This is a genomic window from Paraburkholderia sp. SIMBA_054, from assembly GCF_046534875.1.
In the GTDB taxonomy this organism is placed as follows: domain Bacteria; phylum Pseudomonadota; class Gammaproteobacteria; order Burkholderiales; family Burkholderiaceae; genus Paraburkholderia; species Paraburkholderia hospita.
In genome coordinates this window covers 147,986-162,248 of sequence record NZ_JAWRXV010000004.1, presented here as the reverse complement: position 1 = coordinate 162,248, position 14,263 = coordinate 147,986, and the positions used below count along the sequence as shown (strand labels likewise).

General features: G+C 57.7%; 14 protein-coding genes and 3 pseudogenes. 10 read left to right on the top strand and 7 right to left on the bottom strand.

From position 1 onward, the window contains the following. Window positions 1-25: 25 nt before the first annotated feature. Window positions 26-958, bottom strand: coding sequence for a carbon-nitrogen hydrolase family protein (locus SB822_RS06735; protein WP_410854367.1), 933 nt, complete (start codon window positions 956-958; stop codon window positions 26-28). Window positions 959-1,039: 81 nt separating this feature from the next. Between SB822_RS06735 and SB822_RS06730 the strand changes: the two are divergent. From SB822_RS06730 to SB822_RS06720, 3 genes and pseudogenes are all read left to right on the top strand, one after another. Continuing rightward, a pseudogene (locus tag SB822_RS06730) lies at window positions 1,040-1,950 on the top strand (LysR substrate-binding domain-containing protein). Between the two features lie 409 nt (window positions 1,951-2,359). Continuing rightward, on the top strand, window positions 2,360-3,088 hold the full coding sequence (locus SB822_RS06725; RefSeq protein WP_007581053.1) for an SDR family oxidoreductase: 729 nt from the start codon (window positions 2,360-2,362) through the stop codon (window positions 3,086-3,088). A 35-nt stretch (window positions 3,089-3,123) separates the two neighbouring features. Continuing rightward, a pseudogene (locus SB822_RS06720) lies at window positions 3,124-3,403 on the top strand (FGGY family carbohydrate kinase); the annotation flags it as partial. A 53-nt stretch (window positions 3,404-3,456) separates the two neighbouring features. On the opposite strand, the gene SB822_RS06715 reads toward SB822_RS06720, so the two are convergent. From SB822_RS06715 to SB822_RS06695, 5 genes are all read right to left on the bottom strand, one after another. Next, window positions 3,457-3,705 (bottom strand): hypothetical protein, encoded by a 249-nt coding sequence (locus SB822_RS06715; RefSeq protein ID WP_236674222.1) that lies wholly within the window; start codon window positions 3,703-3,705, stop codon window positions 3,457-3,459. Window positions 3,706-3,994: 289 nt separating this feature from the next. After that, window positions 3,995-5,200 (bottom strand): benzoate/H(+) symporter BenE family transporter, encoded by a 1,206-nt coding sequence (locus SB822_RS06710; RefSeq protein ID WP_410854366.1) that lies wholly within the window; start codon window positions 5,198-5,200, stop codon window positions 3,995-3,997. Window positions 5,201-5,215: 15 nt separating this feature from the next. Beyond that, window positions 5,216-5,494, bottom strand: a complete 279-nt coding sequence (gene catC / locus SB822_RS06705) for a muconolactone Delta-isomerase (RefSeq protein ID WP_410854365.1) — start codon at window positions 5,492-5,494, stop codon at window positions 5,216-5,218. Between the two features lie 93 nt (window positions 5,495-5,587). Next, on the bottom strand, window positions 5,588-6,712 hold the full coding sequence (locus tag SB822_RS06700; RefSeq protein WP_410854441.1) for a muconate/chloromuconate family cycloisomerase: 1,125 nt from the start codon (window positions 6,710-6,712) through the stop codon (window positions 5,588-5,590). A gap of 105 nt (window positions 6,713-6,817) precedes the next feature. Then, entirely contained in the window at window positions 6,818-7,741 is a 924-nt protein-coding gene (locus SB822_RS06695; RefSeq protein WP_007748925.1) for a LysR family transcriptional regulator, read from the bottom strand. Window positions 7,742-7,914: 173 nt separating this feature from the next. Between SB822_RS06695 and catA the strand changes: the two genes are divergently transcribed. From catA to SB822_RS06660, 7 genes are all read left to right on the top strand, one after another. Then, complete coding sequence (gene catA, locus SB822_RS06690) at window positions 7,915-8,850, top strand: catechol 1,2-dioxygenase (RefSeq protein WP_410854364.1); 936 nt, start codon at window positions 7,915-7,917, stop codon at window positions 8,848-8,850. 112 nt (window positions 8,851-8,962) lie between these two features. Next, window positions 8,963-10,321, top strand: a complete 1,359-nt coding sequence (locus tag SB822_RS06685; protein WP_410854363.1) for a Rieske 2Fe-2S domain-containing protein — start codon at window positions 8,963-8,965, stop codon at window positions 10,319-10,321. Next, a complete protein-coding gene (gene benB, locus SB822_RS06680; protein WP_410854362.1) occupies window positions 10,318-10,806 on the top strand; it encodes a benzoate 1,2-dioxygenase small subunit in 489 nt (162 codons plus the stop codon). The genes SB822_RS06685 and benB overlap by 4 nt, the downstream gene beginning before the upstream one ends. Window positions 10,807-10,845: 39 nt before the next feature. After that, complete coding sequence (gene benC / locus SB822_RS06675) at window positions 10,846-11,868, top strand: benzoate 1,2-dioxygenase electron transfer component BenC (RefSeq protein WP_007748917.1); 1,023 nt, start codon at window positions 10,846-10,848, stop codon at window positions 11,866-11,868. Then, window positions 11,865-12,641: a benzoate diol dehydrogenase BenD gene (gene benD, locus SB822_RS06670; RefSeq protein WP_007581035.1), complete on the top strand. Its 777-nt coding sequence runs from the start codon at window positions 11,865-11,867 to the stop codon at window positions 12,639-12,641. Before benC ends, benD begins: the two co-directional genes overlap by 4 nt. 46 nt (window positions 12,642-12,687) lie before the next feature. After that, on the top strand, window positions 12,688-13,086 hold the full coding sequence (locus SB822_RS06665; protein ID WP_007748907.1) for a RidA family protein: 399 nt from the start codon (window positions 12,688-12,690) through the stop codon (window positions 13,084-13,086). Window positions 13,087-13,125: 39 nt separating this feature from the next. Next, window positions 13,126-13,347, top strand: a complete 222-nt coding sequence (locus tag SB822_RS06660; protein ID WP_007748906.1) for a hypothetical protein — start codon at window positions 13,126-13,128, stop codon at window positions 13,345-13,347. 18 nt (window positions 13,348-13,365) lie between these two features. On the opposite strand, the pseudogene SB822_RS06655 reads toward SB822_RS06660, so the two are convergent. After that, window positions 13,366-14,046 (bottom strand): annotated as a pseudogene (locus SB822_RS06655) (IS6 family transposase). Window positions 14,047-14,263 lie beyond the last annotated feature (217 nt).

The window sequence follows — 14,263 nt, the reverse complement described above, 5'->3', positions numbered from 1 at the left end:
CTGGCCTTGGACCTCGATATTTGGCTCAGTCAGGGGCGGCTGAAAAATTCACAGTGCGCTTGCGACGCTCATCGACTGACAGCGAGAACACGTCTGGGCGGGAGTAATGGCCGACGACATCGAAGTCGTATCTGGCGCGCGTTAGCTCGGCCGTATCAATTTCTGCGACGACAAGACCCGCTTCGCCGTGCAGCGGTCCCGCGAGCACCTCTCCCAGCGGACCCACGACGAGGCTGCCACCGTTGATGAGCGGTCGGTTCTCGTCCCAACCCGGAACATCTACTCCAAGCTGCGCCGGAGAAGGCTGAACCTGACACGCGCTGATGACAAAGCATCGACCTTCGTGAGCGATGTGCCGCATGGAGCATTGCCAGATGTCGCGTTCATCGACTGTGGGCGCGCACCAGACTTGAACGCCCTTGGCGTACATGGCGGTGCGCAGCAATGGCATGTGATTTTCCCAGCAGATAGCCGCGCCGGTGATGCCGGCTCCCGTTTTGACCGTGGGCAGCGTCGAGCCGTCTCCCTGGCCCCAGATAAGCCGTTCTGTGCCGGTAGGCATCAGCTTGCGGTGCTTCGCCACTAATCCCTCTCCGGGATTGAAGAACAGCGCCGTGCAGTAGAGCGTGTTTCCATCTCGCTCGATGACCCCAATGACGATTGAAGCGTCGCACTTAGCCGAGAGGTCAGCGAGCGCTTGAGTTTCCTCGCCCGGCACGTCAATGGCATTGTCGTAGTACCGCGCGAAAGCCTCGCGACCTTCCGGCAACCGATAGCCAAGACGCGTCCCGAAAATTTCACCCTTAGGGTAGCCGCCCAACAACGCCTCAGGCATGACCACGAGCTTGGCGCCGGAGGCGCGAATCTGCTCTTCGAAAGAGAGGATGTGCTGCAGGGTCTGGGCTTTTCCTGCTGCAGACGAACCGATTTGCAGCGCGGCGACTTTTGACCTGGACATGGTGTTTTCCTCGATGAACGTTTGTGTCTGCATCTTTGCCCGGAAGTAAAATCGTGTGAACACATATCGCCACTATCTGATATGAACAACATTGATATCGATGCTGTCGACCTGAACCTCTTCAAGGTGTTTGAAGCTTTGTTCGAGGAAGGCGGCGCAAGCCGAGCTGCAATTCGGCTCAATCTCACGCAATCCGCAGTGAGCGCGGCGCTCGGACGGCTGCGCGAAGTGTTTTCCGACACCCTGTTCGTACGCACTGGACGGGGTCTTGCGCCCACATCCCGTGCAAAAGAGCTGAAACCGCTGGTGAGCGAAGCGCTCGGCAAGTGCCGTCAGACCGTCGCTATCGCCTGGCCCGAGGCGACCTCGTTTCACGGCCGCTCAGTTTCGGTTGGGCTGTCCGACGACTTTGAGATTGCGGTGGGACGAAAGTTGATTGAACGCCTGGCGCAGAGCACGCCGGGACTAAGGCTCATATTCCGGCAAACCCATAGCCAGATTGTCGGCGACGCACTGGCAAATCGCGAAATGGACCTCGCGTTGTTGCGGGTGCACCGTCCGGCCGAGGACTCAATCATCGAGTTGTAGGTGAAGGCGATTACGCGTGTCTCCTGGATGAGAAACGCCGCGCGGCGTCTACTCTGACGCTTGACGAATACGTGTCTCGGGGACACATTCTCGTCTCCTCGGGAGGGGTGGTAGGGATCGTGGATGAGGGGCTGTCGGCACTCGGCCGAAGGCGTAACGTCATAGCCTCAACAACACATTTTGCTTCCCTGCCGCATCTGCTGAAGGGCTCCCGTGCGGTCGCGACCATTCCGAGGCATGCGGCCCTGGCGATTTCCAGATTGACCGGGCTGACGCTTGTCGAGTGCCCGGTAAAACTCCCGATTTATCCCATCGTACTTGCCTGGCGGACTAGCTCAATGCGCGATTCTGCGGTGGTCAAGGTCCAGTCCGCGATTCAGGAGAGTTTTCCTCTCGTCATCTGATGGCAAGACGCCTCACGTGCAACCGCATAGCTTTGGCGGATTGACTCGCGGCGCCGGGCAGTCGATGAGCGACGCACCTCCTTCTGCGGAGGCCAACGCACTCTTTGCGACAGACAAATAAACATCGTTCACCCGCCGGCCATCGGGTTTTCCCCTCTCGAAATCGCCTTGACAGAGCTAGCCCTACAGCTGATTATTTGCTCGCTTACTGAGCAGTTGCTCGCTTGTGGTTTTGCAACGGTCGACTCGCACCGGCTGCGACCGCAAGGCGGATAGCGCCTTTGGCGACGCTAAGGTGGAAAGATGAAGCCGCGTTCAATGTCGACTACGGACGCCACGGGCGTCAGGTTACCCGGGCAGATCGCTACCGCAGCAAGTCCGCAACGAGCGCCAACAGGAGGATGAGGAAATGGCCGGGGAACTGCAAGGCAAGGTCGCTGTTGTCACTGGCGCTGCTTCAGGCATAGGCTTGGCCAGCACCGAGGCGATGTTATCGGCTGGTGCCCGTGTTGTGCTGGTCGACCGCGACGAAGCCGCATTGAATGCAATCTGCAGGAAACGCGGCGATGCGGCGATTCCGCTGGTCGTGGATTTGCTTGACGCGACAGCCTGCTCGACGCTCGTACCGCGCGTGCTGGACATCGCAGGACAAATCGACATCCTGCATGCGAACGCAGGCACGTATGTCGGCGGTGAGCTGGTGGACGCGGATACGGCAGCGATTGACCGGATGCTGAATCTCAACGTCAATGTCGTGATGAAAAACGTTCACGACGTGCTGCCCCACATGATTGCTCGTCGGACCGGCGATATTGTGGTGACCAGTTCTTTAGCGGCTCACTTTCCAACGCCGTGGGAGCCGGTTTATGCGTCTTCCAAATGGGCGATTAACTGCTTTGTACAAACGGTGCGACGGCAGGTTTTCAAACACGGAATTCGCGTCGGTTCTGTATCGCCCGGCCCGGTCATCAGCGCGCTACTTGCCGACTGGCCAGAAGAAAAACTGAAAGAAGCCAAAGAATCCGGAAGCCTGATTGAGGCTAGCGAGGTGGCGGACGCAATCATGTTCATGTTGACGCGGCAACGCGGCCTGACCATTCGCGACGTTGTTTTGATGCCTACCAACTTCGACCTCTAGGCAAATATGGGCAAGAGACAGTTTGGGTTTGTGTAATGTTCCTCGGCATTGACCTTGGCACGACCGAACTGGAGGTCCTCCTGTTGGCCAGCGATGGACACGTCGTCGGCACCGCGCGCTATCCGCTGGAAATCTCGAGGCCGAAGAGCCGCTGGTCGGAACAGGACCCAGAGGACTGGTGGCGCGCTACGCAAATCGCGCTAGCAATGCTGCGTATGAATTATCCCGACGCCTTTGGAGGCATTCAGGCCATTGGGCCTTTCAGGTCAAATGCATGGCGCCGTTCTACTTGATGCCAATGATCGGCCGCTGCGCCTTTCAACTGCCGTGCCGACCCGGCGCCAGGAGCCGCACAGCAGTTTCGCTTGCTATTTCATCCGCTTCTCGTGCCCCTCCAGGATACTGAGAAGCTTTTCCAGCTTGATACGTTGAGCAGGTCCAAGCCCCGGCATTTCGTGAATTTCATACAGACGCCGCCGCCAGTAAGTCTGAGCGAAAACCGAGTGCGTTCCGTCTGCAGCTAGTGCTTTCTCGAGATTGGAAATTTCTGCATCTGCATTGCGGATAGCGTGCCTGTTCGAGACGCTCAGGCCCCACCGACGAGTTTCCTTGGCCATGTCATCACGTGACATATTGAGTCTTTCGCCGAACCGGCAGATAGGTAAAAAGCTGCCGATTGTTTTTGCTTTGCATCATCGCGTTCAATTGCGGTTCCTTCGGACAAGGTCTTGCTGCGGTTCCGATTCCGGCCCCATGAGAGTGTCGTTCGCGACTTCCCTCAAGAGGCTTGCGGACCTCTCGCCACTTACTCAGATAGGGTTCCGATGAGCACCCGTTCCGCCACTTCAACGCCGAGCTGTGTCGGAAAATGTTTGACCTGACATGCACTGATGACAAAGCCATTCCTCAACGCTTATGACCGGTTCTTCCGAGAACCAGATGAGCCAACGTGCCCAGGACGATACCCCAGAACGCCGCACCGAGACCTAGAAAGCTCATGTTGGAAGCTGTGGCGATGAATGTGATGAATGACGCTTCGCGATGGGCGTCGTCTTGCACCAGCCCGACTATGTTCGTCGCAATAGCACCGAGCAAAGCAAGGCCTGCGAGCACTGCAACGAAGGCGTTGGGGAGGGCTGCAAACAGCATGACGACCGTCCCCGCGAAGACGCCACCTATCAGGTAGAAGAGCCCATTCGCGATACCTGCGACGTAGCGGCGCTCCGGGTCACGATGCGCGTCGGGACCGGTGCACAAGGCCGCGGTGATTGCTGCGATGACAATCGTTATGCCACCGGCGAACGCGACCAGAATCGACGCCAGGCTGGTCCCCACGAGAACCGGGCGACTCGGCGTCTGATAACCGGATACCCGCAAGATAGCGAAGCCGGGCAGGAATTGGCCAGTCAAGCTCACGATAACCAGCGGGACCGCCAGACTCACGGTTGACTGCCAGGACCAGGTTGGCATTGTGAACACGGGACGGGTAACGTGCAGACTTACCGACTGCAGATTCGTCAAACCGAGTGCCACAGCGAGCGCACAACCGAACGCCAGAACCAGGATGAGGCAGTAGCGCGCGGCCCATCGACGGAAAACGATGTAACTCGCGAGCATTCCCAGCGCAAGCCAAGGAGTGCTTGCTACCGACTTGAATACATTGGTGCCGAACTGAAAGAGAATGCCTGCCATCATTGCGCAGGCTATCCCTTTCGGTATGCGCTTCACTATCCGGTCAAACAACCCGGACACGCCAAGCACGAAAATGCACGCACCGGCGATGATGTAAGCGCCGATTGCCTCGCTCACAGGCATGCCAGGAAAGAGCGAAACAAGCAACGCGGTTCCGGGCGCAGACCAGGCCGTTATGATGGGCTGCTTCAGCCACCAACTTAATGTTATGCCGGAGACTGCAGCGCCCATAGAAATTGCCCAGACCCAGGACGCGACGACGTCATTGCCAACATGGGCACTACGCGCCGCCTGGAAGAAGATTGCAAGCGGTCCGGCGTAAGAAATAATGACGGCGAGCAGCCCTGCGGTGACTGCCGACACGGACCAGCGCCCCATCGGAGCGGCGGACACTAGCGTACCTTCGTTGTCGCGATGCATGGCACACGGAAGGCTTTAGTGGATGCAGGATGGGTGACGTGCGAGCGCAGTCACCTTCATCGTCATATACGGAAACAGTGGCAGGCCAGAGAGAATGGTGTGCAGTTCGTCGTTGGACTCGACATCGAAAATGCTGTAGTTGGCATATTCACCGACCACGCGATGCAGTTGCTGCCATTTGCCCTGACGTTGAAGCTCCTGCGAGTAGGTTTTCTCGCGGGTCTTGATTTCATCTGCCTGAGCCATCGGCATATCGTTTGTCAGGTGCACATCCATTCTTACGAGATAAAGCATGCGTCTCTCATTTAAAAAGTCGGGTCTCTCAGGTTCAGCAGCACACCGTTGGAATGAGCCGGTGTGTTTGATGCTGGAACGACGCGCGCTCAATTATTTTTTGTCGCGACGATAGAAAGCGAGCTTTTCTTCGTCGATTTGCAGGCCTAGCCCCGGTCCTTCTGGCAGATGAAGGTCGAAATCCCGATACTGCGGTCTTGCGGTGACAATGTCGTCTTTCAGTAAGAGCGGCCCGAACAGCTCAGTACCCCACGCAAGTTGCGGAAGCGCGCTGAATCCATGTGCCGACGCAATCGACCCAATGCTGCCCTCCAGCATCGTGCCGCCGTACAGCGCTACGCCGGCCGCATCCGCGATAGCGGCCGCGCGCATCATTCCGTAAATCCCACCGGACTTCGCAATCTTCAACGCGAACACGTCCGCGCATGCGTCACGTACGAGTTCAAGAGCGTCCTCCGGTCCCGTCACAGCTTCATCAGCCATGATGGGCACGATGAAGCGCGCGGAAAGTCTGGCGAGTACGCCGCGTTGCTCACGCGGCGTAGGTTGCTCGATGAGGTCAACGCCAGCAGCTTCGAGCGCATGGATTCCGAGCGTTGCGTCAACCTCGTTCCACGCCTGATTCACGTCGACAGTAACCTTGGCACGGTCGCCAAGCGCGGACTTGATTTTCGATACGTGAGCTACGTCATCACGAACGCTACGTCGGCCAATCTTCAATTTGAAAGTGTTGTGGCGACGCTCGGCGAGGAGCATTTCTGCTTCCTCGATGTCTCGTTGTGTATCGCCGCTCGCGAGCGTCCAGAGCACCGGAAGTGTCTTGCGGACAGCGCCGCCAAGAAGGGTCGAAACAGGGACGCCCAGGCGCTTGCCTTGCGCGTCCAGCAAGGCCGTCTCGATTGCACATTTTGCAAACCGGTTTCCCCGCGCAACCTTATTCAGCTTGAGCATTGCGCGGTTGACGTTGGTCGCGTCCTGCCCAACAAGTGCCGGTGCCAGGTAAGTGTCGATGGTCAGCTTGATACCTTCGGGGCTTTCTTCGCCGTACGACAGGCCGCCGATCGTGGTGGCTTCGCCAATCCCCTCGATACCGTCGCTCGAGCGCAGACGAACGACGACCAAAGTTTGTTGCTGCATTGTCGCCATTGCTAGCTGATGCGCGCGAATGGTTGGGAGGTCAACCAGAACGGTTTCGACGGATGTGATTTGGGCGTTCATACCTGGAATGTTGGAGTTGAAGGGTTGCTGAAGTATTGCGTGCTCAGCAACCCCATGTCCAACACCATCGACGTCTAGTGCCATACCCCCGAGGTATGGCGTGTGTCACCGGCCGAAATCGTTACGGGCCGCATAGGGGATGCCTTCCTCCTCATACAGCCGATAGATGAGTTCGAGCATTTCCCGAATGTCGCGCGACTCGTCGAGCGCACGCATGCTCATGATGATTGGCGAAACCAAAGTCGGGTCGTCAAGTTCCTTGTAGCTCACATCGTCTCGCTTCAGACCGTAAACGCTACTGGGAACGACAGAAATTCCTTCGCCCGCCGCCACGAGGCCTAGAGCAATCTGCAATTCTCGTACTTCGTATATCCGGCGAGGCTTGAGACCGCGGTCCTTGAATGCCGACAGTACTTGGTCCGCATAACTGGGTCGCGGGGCCTTAGGGAAAATAATCAGGGTCTCGTTGACCAGGTCGCTGAGAGCGAGGACGGGCTTGACCAGTGAGAGTGGATGGCCCTCCGGGAGTGCAACAATCATCTTCTCTTCGCGAAGAATCACCCGACGGATGTTTGCTTCCTCATGCCGAATGCGGCCGAACCCGACATCGATTTGACCGCTTTTCAGCGCTCTGATCTGGTCCATCGTCGACATCTCGTGGAGGCTGAGTTCGACTGTGGTGTTCTCGTCGCGGAATCGCCGGATGATTTTGGGCAGCATTCCGTACAAGGTCGAGCCAACGAAACCTATAGAGAGGCTGCGCTCAATGTTGCCTACGCGTCTCGTCATGGATTCGAGATCGGAGGTCTGAGCCAGCAACTGAAGGGCATGAGCGTAAAAGAACTTGCCCGTCTCCGTTAACTGCAACGGGCGTGAGTCGCGCTGGAAAAGCTGTACCTGAAGCAGCTCTTCAAGTTGCTGTATCTGACGGCTCAACGGCGGTTGGGCCATATTGAGTCGCTTCGCCGCGCGTGTGAAATTGCGTTCCTCGGCCACAGCGACAAAATAGCGAAGATGCCGCAGTTCCATTTCAATACCTCGTGGATATAGACCGATACTAAATCAGTGTTGGACGAGGCCTTCCGGCGTCCATTATTCTGCATTCACACTCTGTTTCAGCACCCATTATACCTCTCAGGCATATTCAGGCGGGCGCTAAACGAAGGGTTTACCCCAGCAAAAATAGAGATTCAGGAGCAGACATGAGCGTCAAAGTGTTCGATACGAAGGAAGTGCAGGACCTGCTGAAGGCGGCCGCCAACATGGGTAGCGAGGACGGCAGCGCTCGCGCAAAGCAGATTGTCAATCGCCTTTTGGGCGACCTGTTCAAGGCCATCGACGACCTCGACATGACGCCCGACGAAATCTGGGCCGGCGTCCACTACTTCAACAAGCTCGGCCAGGATGGCGAAGCTGCTCTGCTTGCTGCTGGTCTCGGTCTGGAGAAATTCCTCGACATTCGCATGGACGCCGAGGACAAGGCGGCAGAAATCACTGGTGGCACGCCGCGTACCATCGAAGGTCCGCTGTATGTTGCGGGTGCGCCAGTGCGCGACGGCGTATCGAAGATCGACGTCAATCCGGACGATGACGCGGGCCCGCTGGTCATCCGCGGCACGGTGACCGGCCCGGATGGCAAGCCCGTCGCAAATGCCCTGGTCGAGTGCTGGCACGCCAACTCGAAGGGCTTCTATTCGCACTTCGACCCGACCGGCGCGCAGAGCGAGTTCAACCTGCGCGGTGCCGTCAGCACTGACGCCCACGGTAAGTACGAGTTCCGCACACTCATGCCGGTGGGTTACGGTTGCCCGCCGCATGGCGCGACCCAGCAGTTGTTGAATGTCCTCGCACGTCACGGCAACCGTCCGGCGCATGTTCACTTTTTTGTTACCACCGACAAGTACCGCAAGCTGACGACACAAATCAACATCGAGGGCGACCCGTTGATTTGGGACGACTTCGCCTATGCCACCCGTGAAGACCTGATTCCCCACGTGATCGAGAAGACGGGCGGCACGGCTCTGGGCATGAAGGCCGACACGTACAAGGAAATCGAGTTCAACATCGAGTTGACTCCGCTGGTTCATGGCAAGGATAACCAGCTCGTCAGTCGTCTGCGCGCGTCTGTCACGGCGTAACCGTTCCGCGCGGCTGCTACCTCGTACCGCTGCTGCCGCTCAATTCTCCTCAAGAATCTTTCGACACCGATGCGCGTGCTTCGTAGCTTGAAGCACGCGTAGGAGAGCACACATGTCTGCCATTCTCAACAAAGCCACGCAGCTGGATGAACTGCTGCACACCGCGGTTCAGGACGACAAGGAAAACGGAGTATTCCGTTGCCGCCGCGACATCTTCACCAACCCCGATCTGTTTGAGCTCGAGATGAAACACATCTTCGAGAGCAACTGGATATATCTGGCGCATGAAAGCCAGATTCCCGAAAACAACGATTACTACACGACCTGGATTGGGCGTCAGCCCGTGGTTATCACTCGCGACAAGAACGGCGAGCTCCACGCGGTCATTAACGCCTGTGCGCACAAAGGCGCGATGCTTTGCCGGAAAAAGCACGGCAACAAAGGCACCTTCACCTGTCCTTTCCACGGCTGGAGCTTCGCCAACACCGGCAAGCTGCTGAAAGTGAAAGACGTGAAGACCACCGAATACCCGGTGCAATTCAATACCAACGGCTCGCACGACCTGAAGAAAGTTGCACGCTTCCAGAGCTATCGCGGCTTCCTGTTTGGCAGCCTCAACGCGGACGCCATTCCACTGGAGGAGTACCTCGGCGAGACGAAGGTCATCATCGACCAGATTGTCGACCAGGCTGCAAACGGGCTGGAAGTGTTGCGGGGCAACTCCTCGTACATCTACGACGGCAACTGGAAGATGCAGATGGAGAACGGTTGCGACGGCTATCACGTGAGCACCGTCCACTGGAACTACGCTGCGACGATGGACCGTCGCAAGGTAGAGGGCACCAAGGCGGTGGACGCGAACAGCTGGAGCAAGTCGGTGGCGGGCGTGTACGGATTCGACCACGGCCACATCCTGCTGTGGACCAAGACCATGAATCCCGAAGTGCGCCCGGTCTATCAACACCGCGATGAAATCAAGGCACGCGTGGGCGAAGTCAAGGCGGATTTTATCGTCAACCAGACAAGAAACCTGTGCCTGTATCCGAACGTGTTCCTGATGGACCAGTTCAGTACCCAGATTCGCGTCGTACGTCCGATCAGCGTAGACAAGACTGAAGTCAGCATTTTTTGCTTTGCCCCTAAGGGCGAAAGCGCGACCGACCGCGCTACCCGCGTTCGGCAATACGAAGATTTCTTCAACGTCTCCGGAATGGGCACGGCAGATGACCTTGAAGAGTTCCGCGCTTGCCAGGCGGGCTATGCCGGCACCACTGCGCTGTGGAACGACCTTTCGCGTGGGGCGCCGCTGTGGGTCGAGGGGGCCGACGCGAACGCCAAAAATATGGGACTGAAGCCGCTCATCTCAGGCGAGCGTAGCGAAGACGAAGGGCTCTTTGTGTGTCAGCACGAATACTGGGTGCATGTGATGCGGGACGCGCTCAAAAAAGAACAAGGGGAGGCACTGGCATGAGCTTCGATTACCAGAAAATCTGTGCCGCGCTGTACCGCGAAGCGCGCCTGCTCGATGACCGGCAGTGGGAAGACTGGCTTGCATGCTATGCCGAGGACGTCACGTACTGGATGCCCGCGTGGGATGACGACGACCAGCTCACCGACGACCACGAAGGCCAGATTTCGCTTATGTACTACCCGGACCGTGGCGGGCTTGAAGACCGGGTGTTCCGCATCAAGACAGAGCGCAGTAGTGCTTCGATGCCTGAACCACGCACCAGTCACAACGTGACGAACGTAGAAGTGCTGGCCGAGCGCGAGAACGAAGTAGACGTGCGCTACAACTTCAACACGCTCAGCCATCGCTACAAAACCACCGACCAGTTTTTCGGCACGATGTTTGTCACTCTGCGCAAAGTCAATGATGAACTATTGATTTCCTACAAGCGCATTGTGTTGAAGGACGACTACATCCGCCAGGTGCTCGACGTTTATCACGTTTGATGTCGAGCGTCAGCAGAAATCAGAAGTACAGGAGGCAAGATGTCCAGCTACAACATTGCACTGAATTTTGAAGACGGCGTGACCCGCTTTGTCACATGCAAGGCGGGCGAGAAGGTGCTTGATGCCGCCTTTCGCGCCAGGATCAACCTGCCGATGGATTGCTCCGACGGCGTGTGCGGTACCTGCAAGTGCCGCGCCGAGAGCGGAAGCTACGACCTTGGCGACGACTACATCGAAGATGCGCTGACCGAGGATGAAAAGGAAAGTGGTCTCGTACTCACCTGCCAGATGGTGCCGCAAAGCGACTGTGTGATTGCAGTGCCGGCATCGTCCACGGTATGCAAGACTGAGCAAAGCAGGTTCGCCGCGACCGTGGCGAAGATCGACCAGCACAACGATGCGGCTGTTGTTCTCGAACTGGACGTGGATGCTGCTGCGCCCGTTTTCCTGGCAGGCCAGTACATCAACATCGATGTTCCCGGCAGCGGTCAATATCGCTCATATTCGTTTTCATCTGCACCGGGCGAATCGAAAATCAGTTTTCTGATCAAGAAGATTCCTGGTGGCGTGATGAGCACCTGGCTCGAATCCGCACAGCAAGGCAACAAGGTAGAGCTAGTCGGACCGCTCGGAAGTTTTTATCTGCGCACCGTCGAGCGGCCGTTGCTGTTTCTCGCTGGCGGCACGGGCCTGGCTCCGTTTCTGTCGATGCTGGAAGTGCTGGCGCGCGCCGACTCGCAGCAGACGGTCCACCTCATTTATGGCGTGACCCGCGACCTCGACCTGGTGCAGGTTGATGCCATCGAAGCGTACAAGGCGAAGTTGCCGAACTTCAGCTATGACACGGTTGTAGCCGATGCGGATTCGAATCATCCGCGCAAGGGTTGGGTGACGCAGCACATGCCAGCTGAGATCCTGAATGAGGGTGATGTCGACGTTTACCTCTGCGGGCCGCCACCGATGGTCGATGCCGTACGTAAGTATTTCGACGATAACGGCATGAAGCCCAACAGCTTTCATTACGAGAAGTTCACTCCGAACGCAGCGCCGAGGACCGTATGAGCACGCAACGATTTGCCGGCAAGGTCATGGTGGTCACGGGTGCCGCGCAGGGCATTGGTCGCGCGGTAGCGCTTCGCGCAGCCGCAGAAGGCGGCAAGGTGCTGTTCGTAGACCGCGCTGACTTCGTGTCAGAAGTCGCCGCCGAAGCGGAAGGCGCGGACACAGCCGGGTTTGTCGCCGACCTTGAGACTTATGAAGGCGCCGCATCGGCGATGGATTTTGCCGCACGCAAGTTCGGCGGCATCGACATCCTGGTGAATGGCGTGGGTGGCGCGATTCGCATGCGTCCCTTCGCCGAGTTCGAGCCCGCACAGATTGATGCAGAAATCCGTCGGTCACTCATGCCGACGCTGTACGCCTGCCATGCAGTGTTGCCGTACCTGCTTAAGCGCGGGGGAGGGACCATCGTCAACGTCTCCTCGAATGCCACTCGCGGCATCCGCCGCGTACCGTATTCGGCGGCCAAGGGCGGTGTCAACGCGATTACGCAGTCGTTGGCGATGGAATACGCGGAGCACAACATCCGGGTGGTTGCCACCGCGCCAGGTGGGACCGATGCGCCTCCGCGACGTGTCCCCCGCAACACGGCCGGCGACAGTGAACAGGAAAAAGTCTGGATGAGCGAAGCGGTGAAGCAGGTCACTGAATCGACCTTCTTGAAACGCTACGGCAGCATCGACGAGCAGGCCGCGCCGATTCTGTTCCTCGCTTCGGACGAGGCAGGTTATATCACCGGCACTGTGTTGCCGGTAGCCGGCGGAGATAACGGCTGACGTTGTCGACGCTTCCCGCGTTCGGCATATACAAGGAGACAAATCTGTGAGCGAACGTAAAGCCATCGTCCCTGACGGGATGGAAGCCGTGTACGAAAAGATTCGGTACGCCCCTGCACTCAAGGTCGGCAACACTGTTTACGTATCTGGTCAGATTGGTCGTAACGCGGCCATGGAATTAGTTGAAGGTCGCGAGGCGCAGATAGCCCAGGCTTTCGAGAACCTCAAGCTTGTGTTGGCTGCGGCAGGCGCATCGATGAGCGACGTGGTTGACCTGACCACATTCCACACCGACATGCGCGACCTTCCGCTCTTCATGGAAGTGCGTGACCGATATATTACGACGGACCCGCTGCCAGCCTGGACGGCAGTGGGCGCCCACATGCTTGGCGGAACGGCCGGTTACATTGTTGAAATCAAGGCCGTAGCCGTCCTGCCTGAGTGACGCGGGAGCCAGGCGCATGCCAATATAAGGAGCCGGCCATTGTCCAGCGAAATACATCAGCAAGCAACACGCGATGTCGTTTCCTTACTCCCGAGTCGCACAGACGACATGGCGCGGCTGGCAATCCCGCTTGAACACGATGAGCCTCTCGTCTCCGTCATCGGCAAATACAACCACGGCAAGAGCCGCCTTCTCAACGAGTTGATTGGGCGGGACGATTTTTGGTTCTGTCGCAACAAAGACGGCGGCTCGAGCAAATAGCGATATTATTTGGATTGCTTATTTGAGCAGCGAGTAAAACTGCTCGGCGGGGATTTGGCAGCTACCACTGTCTTTCATCTGCCCCTTCGCAACCATGTGCATGATCTCGACGCCGCCCAGCAGAATGCGGGCACAACGGAAGGTCTCGAACCCGAGCATCGGCCGGGTACGGCGCTTGATAGCCCGATGGTCCTGTTCGATGATGTTGTTCAAATACTTGTTCTGGCGGATCTTGATCGGCGTGTCGCGCTCCGCGTTGAGGGCCCCAAGAGCGGCCAGATTCGCACCACTTTTATCGATTGTGACCGTCTCGGGTTCGCCGTTCTGATCGATCGACTTCTCGAAGTAGCGCTGGGCTGCAGCCTCGTCACGGTGAGCACGCAGCAGGAAATCGACCGTCTGGCCGGCCTTGACAACCGCGCGATATAAATACTTCCAGTGACCCTTGACCTTGATGTGGGTCTCATCAACGCGCCAGCTCGTGCCAATTGTGACGCCGGACCGCCTTCTCCAGCACCGGAAGCAGTTTTAAGGCCCAACGATGCACGGTCGAATGATCGACCTGTATGCCGCGCTCAGCATCATCTCTTCCAGATTTCGCACACTCAGCCCGTAGGCCACGTACTACTGCACGTACACCAACGTTACTCCAAGCGGGTAGTGCAGGCGTTTAAAGACGCGGGCCACGGCCGGAGTCAGGGTCTACTTCATCAATCATGTCATTCGTCGAGTTCGCTCGAATCAAAATGCACCGTCTTAGTGCGACAGAATCGATCCGTTTGCCCATCGTTATGGCGTCGATCAACGGATAGACTCACCACCAAATGGGTCGAAGTCAGGTGGCGCGGTGACATTTGATTTCAGCGCGGTATCTGGTTGTTCAAACCGCGTCAAATCAGGACGTGGCCGGCGTAAA

What these genes read in the sequence shown, in the direction of transcription:
- catA (WP_410854364.1), top strand. Translation starts at nt 7,915, where the DNA reads ATGAGCGTCAAAGTGTTCGATACGAAGGAAGTGCAGGACCTGCTGAAG.
- SB822_RS06735 (WP_410854367.1), bottom strand. Translation starts at nt 958, where the DNA reads ATGTCCAGGTCAAAAGTCGCCGCGCTGCAAATCGGTTCGTCTGCAGCA.
- SB822_RS06715 (WP_236674222.1), bottom strand. Translation starts at nt 3,705, where the DNA reads ATGGCCAAGGAAACTCGTCGGTGGGGCCTGAGCGTCTCGAACAGGCAC.
- benD (WP_007581035.1), top strand. Translation starts at nt 11,865, where the DNA reads ATGAGCACGCAACGATTTGCCGGCAAGGTCATGGTGGTCACGGGTGCC.
- SB822_RS06710 (WP_410854366.1), bottom strand. Translation starts at nt 5,200, where the DNA reads ATGCATCGCGACAACGAAGGTACGCTAGTGTCCGCCGCTCCGATGGGG.
- SB822_RS06725 (WP_007581053.1), top strand. Translation starts at nt 2,360, where the DNA reads ATGGCCGGGGAACTGCAAGGCAAGGTCGCTGTTGTCACTGGCGCTGCT.
- benC (WP_007748917.1), top strand. Translation starts at nt 10,846, where the DNA reads ATGTCCAGCTACAACATTGCACTGAATTTTGAAGACGGCGTGACCCGC.
- catC (WP_410854365.1), bottom strand. Translation starts at nt 5,494, where the DNA reads ATGCTTTATCTCGTAAGAATGGATGTGCACCTGACAAACGATATGCCG.
- benB (WP_410854362.1), top strand. Translation starts at nt 10,318, where the DNA reads ATGAGCTTCGATTACCAGAAAATCTGTGCCGCGCTGTACCGCGAAGCG.
- SB822_RS06700 (WP_410854441.1), bottom strand. Translation starts at nt 6,712, where the DNA reads ATGAACGCCCAAATCACATCCGTCGAAACCGTTCTGGTTGACCTCCCA.
- SB822_RS06695 (WP_007748925.1), bottom strand. Translation starts at nt 7,741, where the DNA reads ATGGAACTGCGGCATCTTCGCTATTTTGTCGCTGTGGCCGAGGAACGC.
- SB822_RS06685 (WP_410854363.1), top strand. Translation starts at nt 8,963, where the DNA reads ATGTCTGCCATTCTCAACAAAGCCACGCAGCTGGATGAACTGCTGCAC.